The 16285-nt window shown below is 62.4% G+C and carries 14 protein-coding genes and 1 riboswitch; of the genes, 6 read left to right on the top strand and 8 right to left on the bottom strand.

Going from position 1 to position 16285, the window contains the following annotated elements; translation table 11 throughout:
- Positions 1 to 138: 138 nt before the first annotated feature.
- The 8 genes from B5E56_RS13015 to rd all read right to left on the bottom strand — a co-directional run bounded on the left by B5E56_RS13015 (position 139) and on the right by rd (position 9757).
- Complete coding sequence (locus B5E56_RS13015) at positions 139 to 927, bottom strand: OAM dimerization domain-containing protein (RefSeq protein WP_087390875.1); 789 nt, start codon at positions 925 to 927, stop codon at positions 139 to 141.
- Positions 924 to 2492 carry a lysine 5,6-aminomutase subunit alpha gene (locus B5E56_RS13010; protein WP_087188350.1) on the bottom strand — a complete coding sequence of 523 codons (1569 nt, stop codon included), beginning with the start codon at positions 2490 to 2492 and terminating at the stop codon, positions 924 to 926. The genes B5E56_RS13015 and B5E56_RS13010 overlap by 4 nt, the downstream gene beginning before the upstream one ends.
- An 84-nt stretch (positions 2493 to 2576) precedes the next feature.
- Positions 2577 to 3830, bottom strand: coding sequence for a lysine 2,3-aminomutase (ablA, locus tag B5E56_RS13005; protein ID WP_087269892.1), 1254 nt, complete (start codon positions 3828 to 3830; stop codon positions 2577 to 2579).
- Positions 3831 to 4260: 430 nt separating this feature from the next.
- A complete protein-coding gene (locus B5E56_RS13000) occupies positions 4261 to 5301 on the bottom strand; it encodes an L-erythro-3,5-diaminohexanoate dehydrogenase (protein WP_087188348.1) in 1041 nt (346 codons plus the stop codon).
- A 79-nt stretch (positions 5302 to 5380) separates the two neighbouring features.
- A complete protein-coding gene (locus tag B5E56_RS12995; protein WP_087390872.1) occupies positions 5381 to 6199 on the bottom strand; it encodes a 3-keto-5-aminohexanoate cleavage protein in 819 nt (272 codons plus the stop codon).
- Between the two features lie 121 nt (positions 6200 to 6320).
- A riboswitch (Lysine riboswitch) is annotated at positions 6321 to 6498 on the bottom strand.
- 204 nt (positions 6499 to 6702) lie between these two features.
- Positions 6703 to 8199, bottom strand: coding sequence for a MutS-related protein (locus tag B5E56_RS12990; protein ID WP_087390871.1), 1497 nt, complete (start codon positions 8197 to 8199; stop codon positions 6703 to 6705).
- Positions 8183 to 9199, bottom strand: a complete 1017-nt coding sequence (locus B5E56_RS12985) for a hypothetical protein (protein WP_087390868.1) — start codon at positions 9197 to 9199, stop codon at positions 8183 to 8185. The genes B5E56_RS12990 and B5E56_RS12985 overlap by 17 nt, the downstream gene beginning before the upstream one ends.
- A gap of 399 nt (positions 9200 to 9598) precedes the next feature.
- Positions 9599 to 9757 (bottom strand): rubredoxin, encoded by a 159-nt coding sequence (gene rd / locus B5E56_RS12980; protein WP_087188344.1) that lies wholly within the window; start codon positions 9755 to 9757, stop codon positions 9599 to 9601.
- 133 nt (positions 9758 to 9890) lie between these two features.
- Here rd and dusB point away from each other — a divergent pair, with 133 nt between their 5' ends.
- The 6 genes from dusB (at position 9891) to B5E56_RS12950 (ending at position 16260) form a co-directional block, all read left to right on the top strand.
- Positions 9891 to 10877, top strand: a complete 987-nt coding sequence (gene dusB / locus B5E56_RS12975; RefSeq protein ID WP_087390864.1) for a tRNA dihydrouridine synthase DusB — start codon at positions 9891 to 9893, stop codon at positions 10875 to 10877.
- A gap of 39 nt (positions 10878 to 10916) precedes the next feature.
- The gene (locus B5E56_RS12970; protein ID WP_087390862.1) at positions 10917 to 11513 is read left to right on the top strand and encodes an RNA polymerase sigma factor; all 597 of its coding nucleotides are present in this window, start codon (positions 10917 to 10919) and stop codon (positions 11511 to 11513) included.
- Positions 11514 to 11554: 41 nt separating this feature from the next.
- The gene (locus tag B5E56_RS12965) at positions 11555 to 12514 is read left to right on the top strand and encodes an anti-sigma factor family protein (RefSeq protein ID WP_087390859.1); all 960 of its coding nucleotides are present in this window, start codon (positions 11555 to 11557) and stop codon (positions 12512 to 12514) included.
- 120 nt (positions 12515 to 12634) lie between these two features.
- Positions 12635 to 13135, top strand: a complete 501-nt coding sequence (locus tag B5E56_RS12960; RefSeq protein ID WP_242958981.1) for an RNA polymerase sigma factor — start codon at positions 12635 to 12637, stop codon at positions 13133 to 13135.
- On the top strand, positions 13128 to 14009 hold the full coding sequence (locus B5E56_RS12955) for a DUF4179 domain-containing protein (protein WP_087390856.1): 882 nt from the start codon (positions 13128 to 13130) through the stop codon (positions 14007 to 14009). Before B5E56_RS12960 ends, B5E56_RS12955 begins: the two co-directional genes overlap by 8 nt.
- 172 nt (positions 14010 to 14181) lie before the next feature.
- Positions 14182 to 16260, top strand: coding sequence for an elongation factor G (locus B5E56_RS12950; protein WP_087390853.1), 2079 nt, complete (start codon positions 14182 to 14184; stop codon positions 16258 to 16260).
- The last annotated feature ends 25 nt before the right edge of the window (positions 16261 to 16285 follow it).

Below are 16285 nucleotides of genomic sequence, written 5' to 3'. Positions count from 1 at the left end.
AAGGTAGCAAAAAATGCCGGGGCAGCAGTCCCGGCGTTTTTTACGCAAAACGGACAACGGGGCCCCGTCTGGGGCCCCGTTGTCCTACAGAGAAAAAGAGGGGAAAAAGAGGAAAAATCGAAACAATAGAGATTTGGATTACTTACCCAGGCGGCGGACCATTTCCTTGGCGCAGAAGGTGGCCACGTCGTCGGCGTAGGTACCGGCACCGAAGCCAGCGTCATAGCCCAGCTCCTTGGCCAGAGCGTGGGTGATACGGGCGCCGCCGCAGCAGAAGATGTACTTCTCGCGGACACCCTCGGCCTCGGCCAGCTCGATGAGCTCGGTGAGGTTCTGGATGTGGACGTCCTTCTGGGTCACGGTCTGGGACACCAGCAGCACGTCGGCGTTGACCTCGGCAGCCTTCTTGAGGAACTCCTCGTTGGGCACCTGGGAACCCAGGTTGTAGGCCTCGATCATCTCATAGCGCTCCAGGCCGTAGTGGCCGGCAAAGCCCTTGCGGTTCATGATGGCGTCGATGCCTACGGTGTGAGCGTCGGTGCCGGTGGAGGCGCCTACCACCACCAGCTTGCGGCCCAGCCGCTCCCTCAGGAACTCATCGGTCTCGTCCATGCTCATGGCCTCGTCAGCCACGGTCTGCACCACGATCTCGTTGTAGTTGATGGAGTGGGTGAGGGAGCCGTACACCACATAGAAGGTGAAGGCCTCGTCCAGCTTCTGGCGGAGAGCCACGTTGGGGTCGGCCAGGCCCATCTTCTGAGCCATGAGCACGGCAGCCGCGGCGCCCTTGTCGTCGTCCTTAACGGGCAGGGTGAAGGAGAGCTGCACCTTGCCGTCGTTCATGGTGTCGCCATAGGGTTTCAGCCGGGTCAGGTCCAGCGTGGTGTCAAGGTCCTTATCGCGAATCTGATACAGTCCGGAACTCATTTGCCGGCACCCCCTTTCATCATGGGCTCAAGGAAGGGGTTGAAGTACCCGGCGGCCTTGGTCACAACGCCGTCCAGGCCCTTGCCGCCGTCGCGAGGACGCTTGATGTCGGCAAAGATGCCCCGCTCCAGGGTCTCGAAAATGCCCAGCTGCTCGATCTGGCCCAGCAGATCGGTAGCCTTGTGCAGCACGTCGGCAGCACGGTTCTGCATGATACCGCCTTCCTTGAAGACGATCTCGCTGCCCAGGTCGTGCATGGTGCGGAAGATGTACTGGGCGTTCTGGATGGCCAGGAAGCGGTCGGACAGGAAGGGAGTATGAATGGCCTCGGTCATCATGCCCAGCAGGTGGATCTTCTGGTTGGTCAGGATGGTCACCATGTTGAACAGGGCGTCCTGAACGTGGCCGCGGAAGATGTTGCCGGTCATGAACTTGGTGGGAGGCATATACTTCAGGGGAGCGTTGGGGAAGATCTCCCGGGCCATCTCGGCCTGGGCCAGCTCATACAGGAAGCCGTTCTCCACGTCGGGGTCGATCTCAAAGGCGTGACCCAGACCCATCTGCTCCTCGGGCAGGCCGGCCCGCAGGGCGAAAGCCTCGTTGAGGAACTGGGAGGCCAGCACGGTGTGAGCCTCTTCCACAGCGTCGGCGGTGGTCAGGTAGTTGTCCTCGCCGGTGTTGATGACCACGCCTGCATAGGCGTTGATGGCGCGGGAGAAGGACTGGTCCACCAGGGTACGCTGCATATTGATGTCGCGGAACAGGATGCCGTACAGAGCGTCGTTCAGCATCACGTCCAGACCCTCGAAGGCGCCCATGGCGGCGATCTCGGGCATACACAGGCCGGAGCAGTAGTTACACACGCGGATGTAACGGCCCAGCTCCTCGCCCACCTTGTCCATGGCCTCGCGCATCAGGCGGAAGTTCTCCTGAGTGGCGTAGGTGCCGCCGAAGCCCTCAGTGGTGGCGCCGTAAGGCACATAGTCCAGCAGGGACTGGCCGGTGGTGCGGATGACGGCGATGACGTCGGCGCCCTGGCGGGCGGCGGCGGTGGCCTGCACAACGTCCTCATAGATGTTGCCGGTGGCCACGATCAGGTAGATCCAGGGGCCCTGCTTCTCACCGCCGTGGGTGGCGATGAAGTCCTCGCGGCGCTTGCGGCGGGCGCGGATCTTGGCCAGGCTGGCCTCCACAATGGGATCCAGAGCGGCGTGGATCTCGGCCTCGCTGTGGGTGGGCAGAGCGGTCAGGTCCAGCTTGTCGTTGGCTACGTCCTCGGCGATGGCCTGGGGATCCTTACCGGTCTCCACCATGGCGTTGCCGATCCAGAAAGCGGCGCCCTGAGGCAGAGCGCCCTTGTCCATCAGGTGCTCCACAACCACGTTGGGCAGAGGCACGTCGCCGGCGTCCACACCGTCGATGCCCAGCAGGCGGCAGATGGTACGCTCCACGGCCACGGTGGTGCAGCCGTCGATGAAACGCTGGGTGTCGTCCGCCACACGGGAAGCGTGAGCGCGGGCCTGTTCCACCAGCTTAAAATCAAGGTTCAGCTTGGATTCCAACATCGATCACTTCCATTCTTTGTCACTTCAAAAACGGGGGGCAGCGGATCGCCGCGGTTGGGCGGCGATCCGCTGTATTTATCTGGATTACTCCTCGTGGTGGGAGCGCTTATGACGCTCCAGGTTGGCGGGCTCCATGGAGAGCGCCTGGCCGCGCTCCAGGCCGGCCACACCCATGAGCTCCTTCTTCTTCTTGCCGGTGCAGTAGTCGCACTGACAATCGGTGTAGTGCTCGGGCTCGGTGTAAGTGGTGATAACGCCCTCGTAGTTGCGCAGGATGACCTTCTTGGGGGTCTGGGAGATGACGTACTGAGGCATGACGGGAGTCTTGCCGCCGCCGCCGGGGGCGTCCACCACGAAGGTGGGCACGCAGAAGCCGGAGGTATGACCGCGCAGGCCCTCGATGATCTCGATGCCCTTGCTGACGGGAGTACGGAAGTGCTCCAGGCCCATGGACAGGTCGCACTGATAGATGTAGTAGGGGCGCACCCGGATTCTGACCAGCTCGTTGACCAGCTTCTTCATGGTGTAGACGCAGTCGTTGATGCCGGCCAGCAGCACGCTCTGGTTGCCCAGAGGGATACCGGCGTCAGCCAGCATGGCGCAGGCCTTGGCGGACTCGGGGGTGATCTCGTTGGGATGGTTGAAGTGGGTGTTCAGCCAGATGGGATGATACTTCTTCAGCATATTGCACAGCTCGGGAGTGATACGCTGAGGCAGCACCACGGGGGTACGGGAGCCGATGCGGACGATCTCCACGTGGGGGATCTCACGCAGCTTGGCGATGATGTACTCCAGGCGCTCGTCGGAGCAGAGCAGAGCGTCGCCGCCGGAGAGCAGCACGTCACGGATGACGGGAGTGTTGCGGATGTACTCGATGGCCTGATCCACCTGATCCACGGGCAGGCCGGCGTCGTTCTGACCGGCGAAGCGGCGGCGGGTGCAGTGACGGCAGTACATGGAACACTGGTCGGTGATCAGCAGCAGGCAGCGGTCAGGATAGCGGTGGGTCAGACCGGGAGCGGGGGAGTCCTCATCCTCGTGCAGGGGGTCCAGCAGGTCGGCGGCGGACTGATGCAGCTCCTTGGCGGTGGGGACGGCCTGCAGCCGGACGGGATCGTGAGGATCGCCGGGCTGAATCAGGGACAGATAATAAGGAGTGATGGCCATGCGGAGGGTGCCGAGGCAGGCCTTAACGCCTTCCTCTTCCTCGGGGGTCAGATCCACATACTTCTTCAGGTCCTCCAGAGTCTCGATGCGGTTCTTGACTTGCCAATGCCAGTCGTTCCACTGCTCGTCAGTCACATCGGGGAACAGGATCTTACGGCGGGACTCTACCATAACAAGGTCATCCTTTCTAAATCAGTGTGGGGATGTGCCATTCACAGGCGTCAGGGACCGGGAACCGGAACGGGGGGAGAAAGGGTTGGGGAGGAGAGTTTCTCCAGCGGGACCGGGGCCGGAATCATCGGCCGCAGAACGATCACATCAATCAGCTCATCTGTCGATGGGACAGGTAAGTCACAAAGTAAATGGGAAATAATCTGGAAATCGGTAAAACAGGAACTTACAGGTACTTCTTCTCGAAGTAGGCCTTCAGCTGGGGATTCTCACGCAGTGCCCCACGCAATGTTCCATCGCGCGGGGCCTCCGTGATTTGACATCCTCGGGGCAACTGAATTGCCCCTGCGGGAACGCTGCGCGTTCTGCGCGCCAAAAGGCGCGGCCAGCTGGCGCTGGCGTCCGAGCTGCACAGACAGCTCAGAATATCTTACAGATACTTCTTCTCGAAGTAGGCCTTCAGCTGGGGATTCTCACGCAGCTCGGACAGAGTGATCTCGGCGTGGTCCTTGGTGTAGCCGTTGCCGACGATCATGGTGACGTCCTTGCCGCAGCCCTCGGCGCCCAGAGCAGCCTTGGCGAAATCGGTGGCCATGGAGAAGAAGTACACCACGCCGTTGTCATGGACGGGCAGGATGGCGGCCATCTCGCAGGCGGGCACGTTCACGATCAGGATGGAGACATCGTACTCCTTGCCGTTGTTGACGGCCAGGGACTTCTCCAGCACCTCGGTGGGGTTGGTGGCGGAGCCAACGATGGCGTGGTGGCACAGGTTCATGCTCTTCAGCAGGTCGGCGTCCTCCTGGCAGATGACCAGGGCAACCACGTTGCCGGTGGGGCCAACGCGCTTCATGGCCTCGTAGCAGCACATCATGCCGCCCTTGCCGGCGCCGCCCAGGATGAGCACGGAGTCACCGGGCTTCACCAGCTTAGCGGTCTGGGCGGGAGCGCCGGCCACGTCCAGAGCAGCCAGAGCCAGCTCCTCGCTCATGTCGTCGGGCAGCTTGGCATACAGGCCGGACTCAAACAGGATAGCCTGGGCATCCACGTCCACGCGGTCGATCTCGGGGTGGATGGCCTTGATCTTGTTGATCTTCAGGGGAGTCAGGGACAGGGAGACCAGAGAAGCGATCTTGTCGCCCACCTTCAGGTCGATCTTGCCCTGCAGGTCCTCGCCGATCTCACGGACGGTGCCGATGAACATACCGCCGGAACCGGTGACGGGGTTCTGCATCTTGCCGCGCTCATTGACGATATCCAGGATCATCTGCTCAGTCTTGGCCAGGTCCTTCTCACAGGCCTCATAGATCTGGGTGAAGGAAGCGGAGTCAATGTTCAGAGCGGAAACGTCGCACAGGATCTCATTGGAGTAGCACTCCATGGTGTTGTCGATCTTCTTGGCAGCCTGGGTCAGCAGGCCCTTGGGCTCGATGACGCGGTGAGTGCCGTACTTGTTGCCTTTCTTCTGCATAGAAAGTTCCTCCTGTTTCGTTTAATGTTTGGTTGGGGAGATATATGGTTGGGGAGATAAGTAAAACAAAGGAATGAGATCAGGCTAGGGACAGGATCTTCCGGGCCTCATCGGGAGTGGCGATCTCGCGGCCCAGCTCCTTGGCCAGGCGGACCACCTTGGCGACCAGCTCGCCGTTGGAGGCGGCCTTGTGGCCCTTCTCCAGGTAGATGTTGTCCTCGAAGCCCACGCGGACGTTGCCGCCCATCACGATGCCGGCGGCAACCATGGGCCAGGCGCCCCGGCCGATGCCGGTGACGGTCCAGGTGGAACCGGCGGGGATCTGCTTCACCAGGTAGTCCAGGTTGCCCACGGTGGCGGGGGTGCAGCCGGATACGCCCAGCACGAAGTTGAACTGCATGGGAGCGCCGGGGACCAGACCCTTGTGGGCCATGTTCACGATGGTGTCCAGGTGGCCGATCTCGAAGCACTCATACTCGGGCTTGATGTTGTTTTCGATCATGCGCTTGCCGAAGGCCCGCATGGTGGGCATATCGTTGACGAAGATGTCGTCGCCGAAGTTGCAGGTGCCGCAGTCCAGAGTGGCCATCTCGGGGCACAGCTCGGTGGGCTGGAGCCGCTCCTCGGGAGTCATGCCGGTGGCGCCGCCGGTGGAGGGGATCAGGATCACGCCGGGGCAGGCCTCCTTGATGGCGTCCAGGATCACCCGGAACCGCTCCCGGTCCTGAGTGGGGGTACCATCGTCCTCGCGGACGTGGACGTGGATAACAGCGGCGCCTGCATCAAAGGCGCTCTTGGCCTCGCGGACCATTTCCTCCACGGTGTAGGGGACAGCGGGATTGTGCTCTTTGGTGACCTCTGCGCCGCAGATGGCCGCGGTGATAATAAGCTTTTCCATGACACGCCTCCTCGAAAAAATAAAGCTACCTCGCCGGTAGGAGATCCATTCCTCCGGCGAGATAGCGCTTCATGAACAAAAAAACACTACTCATGTCCGCGGGAGGGGAGACTCTCGTTCAGACACAAATAGCGCTTCATGTGACTCATGACAATCCGTAAGCACTGGGCCCACGGCTCAGGGGGAGGGCTGTACGATTCACGTCCCCCTTCGGCGGAGCGGACATTCACAGAGTACATCGGGCTCGCCTGCCCTTATCATTGCTCTGCTACCTTGCGCTCCGCGCCTCTATCCATGCGTGTTATTTACTTTTGACAAAAACACTATAACCCAGCCGTTTTTGTTTGTCAACTATTTTTTGAAAAATTAGGCTCACAAAATTTTTCTCTGTTCTGTAGACTTTTGTACGCTACAGCGGGATAGTGCTTACCAAATGGTAACCAGAACTGGAAGGGCAAAAACTCCGGCAGGCGGCGTGAACCGCCTGCCGGAGCAGGGAAAATTTACAGGTCGGCCTGGAAGAGTTCCATGAGGGTATCGTCCAGTTTGAGCAGTCGGCACACCCGGAGGGCGTCCCGGGGACAGGGGGCTCCGGGAGGGGCGGGAAGGAGCCGGTAGTCCATCCGGCGGGCGATCCGCTTGCGGGGATCGTCCCCCTCGTCGCCCTGGATGTCCCGCACCAGACCGGCCACCTGGTAGTGGGCGGCGGCCACGTCGGACACCCCGTCGTAGTGGGTGGTCATGAGGGCCACGCAGTCCAGACTGCTCAGGTGACGCACCAGAGCACGGGCCAGGGCTGCGCCCTCCTGGGGGTTGGTGCCCCGGGCGAATTCGTCCAGAGCCACGAAGAAGAACTGGCCGTGGGTCTCTCGCAGCAGCTTGTCCAGCAGATGGACTTCCTTGCCGAAGGAGGACAGGCCGCCGGCGCCGGGGCCGCTGTCGGCCAGGATGAGCTCCACCCGGTGGAACAGGGGAAGGGCGGCGGACTGGGCAAAGACGAAGAAGCCGCACTGGCACAGAAGCAGGGAGAGCACGGTGGAGCGGAGAGACACGGTCTTGCCGCCCATGTTGGCGCCGGTGATGACGGTGCAGCCCGGCTTCAGGTCCAGATCCAGCAGGGTAAACTGTTCGCCCCGCTCAGCCAGATCCTCCTCCACCTGGGGATGGCGCACCCCCCGGAGGGTGATGGATTTATCGGCGCTGAGGGCGGGCCGCACGCAGTTGTACCGCAGAGCCAGCTTGGCCTTGGCCACGATGAGATCCAGACGGCCCAGAGTCTCCATGTTGTCCAGGAAGGCCTGCTTGTAGGCCATCAGCTTGCCGGTGAGCATCCGGCGGACCTCCAGCTCCAGCTTATCCTCCTCCACCGCCAGGACACGGCGCTTTTCCATCAGGGGGCCCCGCTTGTCCTCCATGGTCATGCGGATGGCCTTCTCCAGCTTGGCCTTCTCCGCGCGCAGGGGTGCCAGGTCGTTGTGGTAGGAATTGACAACGGAGAAGGTGGGCAGACGGCGGCCCTCCGGGTCCATCAGCTCCAGGGCGTCAGCCAGGGAGGGGAAGGACAGCCCGGCCATGGGGGGCAGAGCGGCATAGGCCTGGACCAGCTGCTCCAGGGTGACCAGGAAATGCTTGATCTCAAAGAGCTCCACCAGATCGAAGGGGGCGCCGGGGTCCCGGTCGAAGGAGCCCCGGATGTCGTGAAACAGGGGCAGGCAGCGGGTGACACCCCGCAGAGCGGCGGCGGCGTCCTTGCGCTCGGCCTCGGTGAGCCGCACCGGGCCGCAGCCGCAGCCCTCGGTCTGAGGGGCGGTGGTGCCTGCGTTCCAAAGCTCCATGGCCAGAGCCACATTGTCCAGCTCCTCCTCCAGGGCGGCCTCCTCTCCGGGGCCGTACCACCGCAGGGAGCGGGCGGCCGCCTTGCCGAACGGCGACATGGGACTCAGCCGGTTCAGTACCCACTGAAACCCTGCGTTTTCCCGCAGTTCATGCGTCAGTTCCATCATGATCCTCCTTCACGTTGACCACCGGCAGGTGGATGGCCTGCCGCAGGGCGGAGATGAATTTATCCGGTTCAAAGTGCCAGCCGTAGGCAGACCAGGGGTTGGCCGCCACAGCGGCGATGGTCAGCTCCCAGCGGACAGCCAGTTGGCCGCCGTTGCGCTGGAACAGCTCCAGGGCGGCCCGGCCTGCCAGCAGGTGGGTGGCGTCCTGAGTGACCAGGGTAGTGGGAGCGCCCCGGCGGGCCAGGGTTTTGAGCAGGGGGTCGGTAACCCCTCCCGACGCCCACACCGCCAGGGGGCGGCGAGGCAGCTTGTTCCACTTGGGGCTGCCGCCTTCGTCCAGGGGCAGCTCCAGAGGGGTGCCGTCCAGCTCGAACAGGGCGAAGCGGTCCTCCACGCCCTCCAGGGCGGAACGCAGGCCGGCGTGCTCCGGTACTTTCCGGTCAAAGAGCCAGCAGGTGTGGGCGGTCTCCGATACCACCAGGTCCATATCCCGGTCCAGAGAGGCGCCGGTACACAGCAGGGCCACGCCCTCCACACCGGCGCCAGCCAGAGACTTCCGTCCGGCGGCCCCGTCGATGAGGACCCGCTGGGCCCCCAATTCCATGAAGCGAGCGGTGAGGGGGCGCAGCTGTCCGGCGGCAGAGGGACCGGCCAGCTGCACATAGCCGTCAGACAGAGTGCGGAAAATAGCCACCGGTCCCAGGGGGGTCATCACGTCGGTCAGGTCCACCACCTCCAGGGTGGCGTCGCACAGCGTGATCATGCCCCGGGCGGTGGCGAACAGATCGCCGGCTTTCAGGTACAGATCGGGCTTCTCGGTCCCGGTGACCAGGTCGGTGCGCTCTCCGTCCCGGCCCACCGAGGTGAGGGCCAGCCGCTCGTCCCCCAACTCGGCCATCAGGCGGCGCATGGCGGTGGTCTTGCCCGCGTTCTTGCACAGGCCGATCACGGTCACGGGGGAGGCATCCCCCACCAGCGGCGCTAACAGATGTTCCAAAATAGGGCCTCCCTTCCATAGGAAAATTGGGTCATTTTTGAGTTCGTCGAGGCCATTATAAGAGGCCCCCATCGGTTCTGTCAATGGGGAGAAGCAGAATTCCAGCCGCCTGAAATCAGATGCGAGGAGTAGCAGAAAATGAAAAAAGCATACATCAATCATGCAGAGCCGGGGAACGGACGAAAGAAATATATAGCATAATAGCAGGGTGGACGATTACTTTTTGGAATATAGAAAATAAAATTTACAAAATAACCGGGGAAAACCAAACGAGAATCATTTGACAGAAAAGAGGAACGCTTTTGTACATGAAATTTTGGAGTGGAATTGATGCAAAAAAGAAAACCGCCTGTCCGACGGAACAACCGTCAGACAGGCGGAATGCGGTGGGGGAAAAGCTTACTGCTTGGAGAACTGGTCCTTGCCGGCGCCGCACAGGGGGCACACCCAGTCAGCGGGAACCTGCTCCCAGGCAGTGCCGGGGGCCACGCCGTTATCGGGATCGCCCTCAGCGGGGTCGTAGATATAGCCGCAGAGATCGCAGACGTACTTATCCATGTTGGAACACTCCTTGTTTTTAATCAAAATCAAGCGGCAGATACCGGACGGGGGGAAACAACCTTGCCGGATGTCCTGTCCTGTGGTATGATACGCTTGTTACGCTACTATTTATAACACATCGGGGGACACTGTGAAAATTGGCAATATCACGATAAATTCGGCTCTGGCGCTGGCTCCTATGGCGGGAGTGACAGACCTGGCCTTCCGGACCATCTGCCGGGAACTGGGGGCGGGCTATACCATTACGGAGATGGTGAGCGCCAAGGCCCTGTGCTATCAGGACAAAAAGTCGGTTCCGCTCCTTCAGCTGGGGGAGGGGGAACACCCGGCGGCGGTGCAGATCTTCGGCAGCGACCCGGCCTGTATGGAGCAGGCGGCGGGCATAGCTGCGGAGCGCTCCGGTGCCGATATCATCGACATCAATATGGGCTGCCCGGTGCCCAAGGTGGCCAATTCCGGCGACGGCTCCGGCCTGATGAAGAACCCGGAGCTGGCGGTCAAGGTGGCCGAGGCGGTGATCCGGGGGGCTGGCGGCAGGCCGGTGACGGTGAAGTTCCGTCTGGGCTGGGACAAGGGCTCCATCAACTGTGTGGAGTTTGCCAAAGCCATGGAGGAGGCCGGAGTGGCTGCCGTGGCGGTCCACGGCCGCACCCGCACCCAGATGTACTCCGGCACCGCCAACTGGGACTACATCCGGGCGGTAAAAGAGACGGTTTCCATTCCGGTGATCGCCAACGGCGATGTATTTGAGCCCAAGGACGCGGTACGCATCCTCAAGTACACCGGGGCGGATATGGCCATGATCGGCCGGGGCTGCTTCGGCAATCCCTGGCTGTTCCAGCGGGCCCAGGCGGCTCTGGCGGGGGAGGAGATCCCGCCCCTGCCCCCGCTGGCCCAGCGGTGCGACACGGCGGTGCGGCAGTTTGAGCTGTCGGCGGCTCAGAAGGGGGAACACATTGCCTGCCTGGAGGCCCGGAAGCACTACGCCTGGTACCTGAAGGGGGTGCCCCACGCCGGATACTATAAGGAGCAGATCAGCCATGTGTCCACCCTGGAGGATATCTACAAGGTGACAGCGGGCATCAAACGGGATTTGAAAGACGAGCCGGACCGGTAACGGCGGCGGGTACAAGACAGACAAGGGGGTGGGAAAGGCATGAAAGCGGAATGGGAGCTGGTCCAGCGGGCCAGGCAGGGGGACGAGGAGTCCTTTGCCGCCCTGGTGGAGCAGAATCAGGGACGGATTTACAATCTGGCCCTGCGGATGACGGGCAACCCGGACGATGCCCTGGAGCTGAGTCAGGAGGCCTTTCTCAACGCCTGGAAGGGGCTGGGCAAGTTTCAGGGGGACAGCTCCTTTGCCACCTGGCTGTACCGGCTGACCAGCAATGTGTGCATTGATTTTCTCCGCCGGGAGAAGCGGCGCAGCGCTCTGTCCATGACCATCTCCCTGGACGATGAGGAGGAGGCCCGGCAGGCCGAACTGCCCGACGAGCGGTTCTCCCCCCATGTGGAGACCGAACGCCGGGAGCGGCGGGAGACTTTGCGGGCGGGCCTTGCCACCCTGTCGGCGGAGCACCGGCGGGTGCTCATCCTCCGGGAGCTGGAGGGGCTGTCCTACGGCGAGATCGCCCAGGTGCTGGGTCTGGAGGAGGGCACGGTGAAGTCCCGCATTGCCCGTGCCCGGCTGGCTCTGCGGAACTATTTGAAAAAACAGGGGAACTTTTTTGATTCGTCCACGTCTATACCTTGAACAACGGGGGACTTACCCCCGAATGGAGAGGAGGGAACGATATGCTGAGCTGTGACGAGGCGCTGGAACTAATCAGCGCCCGGTTGGACGGACCTCTGACCCAGGAAGAGACTGCCCGGCTGGAGGAGCACCTGTCGGCGTGCCCGGCGTGCCGGACCCTTGCGGACGATCTGGAGTCCATTCATGAAGAACTGCCCTACCTGGCAGCTGAACCTCCCGCAGAGTTGAAGGAAGGGGTCATGAACAAGATTCATACCTCCAAGGTCACCCCCTTCCAGAGCAAGAAGCGGCAGTGGCGCTGGCGGAGCCTGGCCTCCCTGGCGGCGGTGGCCGCCCTGGTGCTGGTGGGCGCGGGGGTCATGGACCAGTGGCGGACCGGCGGCTTCCGGGGCGGCGAGCAGGCCCCCGGCAGCATTTCCGTGGCGGTGGAGAGCAACCTGCCTGCCGGAGGCGATGAGGAGGGACCGGTGACCCGAGAGATCGTGCCCCAGCCCACCCAGGCCCAGGCAGAGAGCGGCAATCAGGAGGATCAGACTGCCGGCGGCAGCTCCGGTCAGGGGACAGACAGCCAGCAGGGTGGTCAGAGCTATTCCGGAGAGGGCAGCACAAAGACCACGGAGCCTGCTGCTGCGTCCCAGACACCTGCTGAAACTGGAGCTGAACCCTACAGCGTGACCCCGGACGACCGGGGCGTCCAGACGACCCAGGCCACCGTGAATCCCACGCTTACCCAGGTCGGTCTTACCCAGACGGAAGCCCTGTACAAGCTGGCCGCCTGGCTGGGCTGGAACACCGACGAGCTGACGGTGGGTGAGGATGGGACCATGACCGGCCCCACTGCTCAGGACGGCACTACCACCAAGCTGATGTGCGCCGGACTGAACCAGGAGGGTACCGGCTGGCTGTGCCAGCTGGAGCAGGTCACCCCTGGCCCTGACGGTACTGCCAGCTGCACCGCCTACACCGTGCCGCTGGACGGCAGCGAGATCGTGCAACCGTAATTATTTTGAGAAAGCGCAGGCTGCGGGCCTGCGCTTTTTCTATTTGGATGTGACGAAACAGAGGGCTGGCGCGTAGTTCAGGTGAAAGGCCTTTTCAAACACCTGGAGAGGAGGGGTCATGTGAAGAAGGATGCCGGCGGGTTCAATGCCCGGGCGGAGGAGCTGCTGGAGCGGTACGCAGGGCTGGTTTACCGACTGGCCTTTGCCCGTACCCGCCGCCGGGATGCGGCGGACGATATTTTTCAGGAGGTCTTTCTCCGCTATGTGGCCAAGGGGCCGGACTTTGAGAGCGAGGAGCACGCCCGCGCCTGGTTCTGCCGGGTGACGGTGAACTGCGCCAACTCATACTGGCGCAATCCCTTCCGCCGGCGCACCGAGCCGCTGGAGGCGGCGGAGCACCTCCCGGCCCCGGAGACGGCGGAGAGCGGATTGGACGCCTGCCTGGACAGGCTGTTCCCCGAGCTGCGGGTAGTGGTCCATCTCTACTACTACGAGGGGTACTCCACCCCTGAGATTGCCGGGCTGCTGGGCAAGAAGGAGTCCGCCGTGCGGATGCGCCTGATGCGGGTCCGGCGGCAGCTGTGGGACTATCTGGAAGAAGGAGGGGATTCCTGTGTTTGAGCATGACTATCGCGCCAAATTTGACGAGATTGCTCCGGACCGGGCGCTGGTGGAGGGTACCCGGGACCGGATGAGAAAAGCGTTGTCCGGGGAGAAGGCCCGGCCCCGCCGCCTTACCCGCCGGGGGCTTGTGGCGGCAGCCGCTGCCGCCGTCCTCACGGTTTCGGCCCTGGCGGCGGGGCCCACCCTCTGGCAGGCCATCCGGGACGACCTGGGCAGCCGGACCTCCTATGCCACCCAGGTGGAGGCCGCCTGTGAGGATCAGGGGGTCCGGATCGAAGCGGCCCAGGCCCTGGCTGACGGCAGGATGGTGCGGGTCTATTTCACGGCTCGGGACCTGGACGGGAATCGGCTGGATGAGACCACGCAGATCAGTTGTTCCCTGATGAGGACGGACAGGGATGTCTGGCCCTACTGTCTGGAGGGCTTTGGCCCCGAGCAGTTGCCCAGGCTGACCCAGGTGGAGATGCTGGTGGACTATTCTGCCCTGAGCAAACCGGTGGAAGGGGAGTGGACCATAGAAATTCCACTCCAGACAGTGGAATCTGAGCATTTTTCCATCTCCCTTGCATTGCCTGCTGATCTTGGGGCGGAGGGCTCTGTCATGGCCCAGTCCTTGGAACTCTCCCCGCTGAGCCTTACTCTGGTTTGTGATCAGGATACCATGTACCTGGAGGATGGAAAGACCATCCCCTTTATTACACTGGAGAAATTTACTCCTACGGTCGTTTTGAAGGACGGCACCGTCCTGACCCCAACGTATGCGGATGGAAACAGCTGGTGGGCCACCTGGGCCTTCGATCAGCCCGTCGACCCGGAGCAGGTGGTTTCCATTACCCTCAACGGCCAGACCATCCCCGTGGACCAAAGCTGAACTGTCCCAAGGCCCCGCCCCTTCTGCGGCGGGGCCTTCCTCTGCCTTACCCGGGAGTTTGCGCGATTTTTCTAAAGTTTTAGTTGTAACTGACGGAACTTTCATGTATAATGGACAACAGCAGTTTACCATGCTGCTCCGCGATTCCAAATGTAAGGAGAGGAAACAAGTTATGAGCTATTCCGTACAAAATATCCGCAACATCTGTCTGCTGGGACACGGTGGCAACGGAAAGACCTCCCTGGCCGAGAGTATGCTGTTTTTGACCGGTGGTACCCCCCGTCTGGGCAATCCTGCCGACGGAAACACCGTTTGTGATTATGATCCCGAAGAGACCCGCCGCCAGATTTCCATCTCCACCGCGGTGGCCCCCATTGAGTACAACGGCTGTAAGATCAACGTGCTGGACACTCCCGGCTACTTCGACTTCTCCGGCGAGGTCATGGAGGCCATGCAGGTCTCCGACGCCGCCATCATCGTCTGCTCCGCCAAGGGCGGCATGAGCGTGGGCGCCGAGAAGGCCTGGAAGCTGTGCCAGCGCCGCAATATGCCCCGTCTGCTCTACATCTCCAAGACCGACGAGGATAACTCCGATTACAACGCCGCCTTCGATACCCTGCGGGAGCGCTTCGGCAAGAACATCGCCCCCGTGGTGGCCCCCATCTGGGACGCCGACAAGAAGGTCATCGGCTTCATCGACGTGCTCCATAAGCGTGCCTTTGAGGCGGGCCCCAAGGGCGAGCGCGTGGAGATCGACGTGCCCGACGAGAAGCTGCCCGTGCTGGACGAGCTGTACGACGCCCTGAAGGAGTCCGTGGCCGAGACCAGCGAGGAGCTGATGGACAAGTACTTCTCCGGCGAGGACTTCACCTACGCCGAGATGATCCAGGGCCTGCGCCAGGGCGTCAAGGACCTGTCCCTCTTCCCTGTGGTGTGCGGCTCCGCCATCACCGGCCTGGGCACCCGTATGCTGCTGGACATCATCGTGGAGCTGCTGCCCTCTCCCCTGGAGGGTCATCCCCTCATGGGCGAGAACGAGAAGGGCGAGCTGGATGAGTTCGTGGCCTTCCCCGGCGCTCTGCCCTGCGCCTTTGTGTGGAAGACCGTGTCCGACCAGTACGGCAAGTATTCCTATGTGAAGGTGCTCTCCGGCAACCTGAAGCCTGATATGCAGGTGGTCAATGCCCGTACCGGTGCCACTGAGAAGCTGGGCCGCCTGTACGTCATGAAGGGCAAGAAGGCCGAGGAGGTCAAGGAGCTGGAGTGCGGCGACATCGGCGCCATCGGCAAGATGGACAAGGTCAAGACCGGCGACACCCTGTCTGATCCCCGCAAGGTGGTCAAGATCGAGCCCATCCCCTTCCCCGAGCCCTGCTATTCCGTGGCCATCAGCCCCAAGACCAAGGGCCAGGAGGACAAGATCGCTGCCGGCCTTACCCGCCTGAACGAAGAGGATCTCACCTTCAACTGGGTGAACAACGCCGAGACCCACCAGATGGTGGTCTCCGGTACCGGCGATATGCAGATGGACGTCATCGTCTCCCGCCTGAAGAGCCGCTTCGGCGTGGACGCCGAGCTCTCCGAGCCCCGTGTGGCTTACCGTGAGAAGATCCGCAAGAAGGTGGAGGTCCAGGGCCGCCACAAGAAGCAGACCGGCGGTCACGGCCAGTTCGGCGACGTGTGGATGCGCTTTGAGCCCGGCGACACCGAGGAGCTCCAGTTCTGCGAGGAGGTCGTGGGCGGCGCTGTGCCCAAGAACTACTTCCCCGCTGTTGAGAAGGGTATGCGTGAGGCCGTGGTCCACGGCGTGCTGGCGGGCTATCCCGTGGTGTACCTGAAGGCCACCCTGTTCGACGGCTCCTATCACCCCGTTGACTCCTCCGAAATGGCCTTTAAGACCGCCGTGCAGCTGGCCTACAAGGCCGGTATGCCCCAGGCCAGCCCCGTGCTGCTGGAGCCCATCGGCGAGCTGAAGGTCACCATCCCCGACAGCTACATGGGCGACGTCATCGGCGACCTGAACAAGCGCCGCGGCCGCGTGATGGGTATGAACCCCGACGGCGAGGGCAACCAGGTGGTGGAGGCCGAGGTGCCCATGGCGGAGATGAGCCGCTATGCCATCGACCTGCGGTCCATGACTCAGGGCCGCGGCTCCTTCACCTTCCACTTTGTCCGCTACGAGGACGCTCCTCCCGCCGCCCAGGAGAAGGCCATTGAGGCCGCCAAGGCGATGCAGGACGAGGCAGACTAATTAGATGCAAAAGGACCGGGCTGAA

This window comes from Flavonifractor sp. An112, assembly GCF_002161085.1.
Classification (GTDB): domain Bacteria; phylum Bacillota; class Clostridia; order Oscillospirales; family Oscillospiraceae; genus Flavonifractor; species Flavonifractor avicola.
Note: the sequence above shows the minus strand (reverse complement) of the source record. Positions and strands in the feature narration are given on the sequence as shown.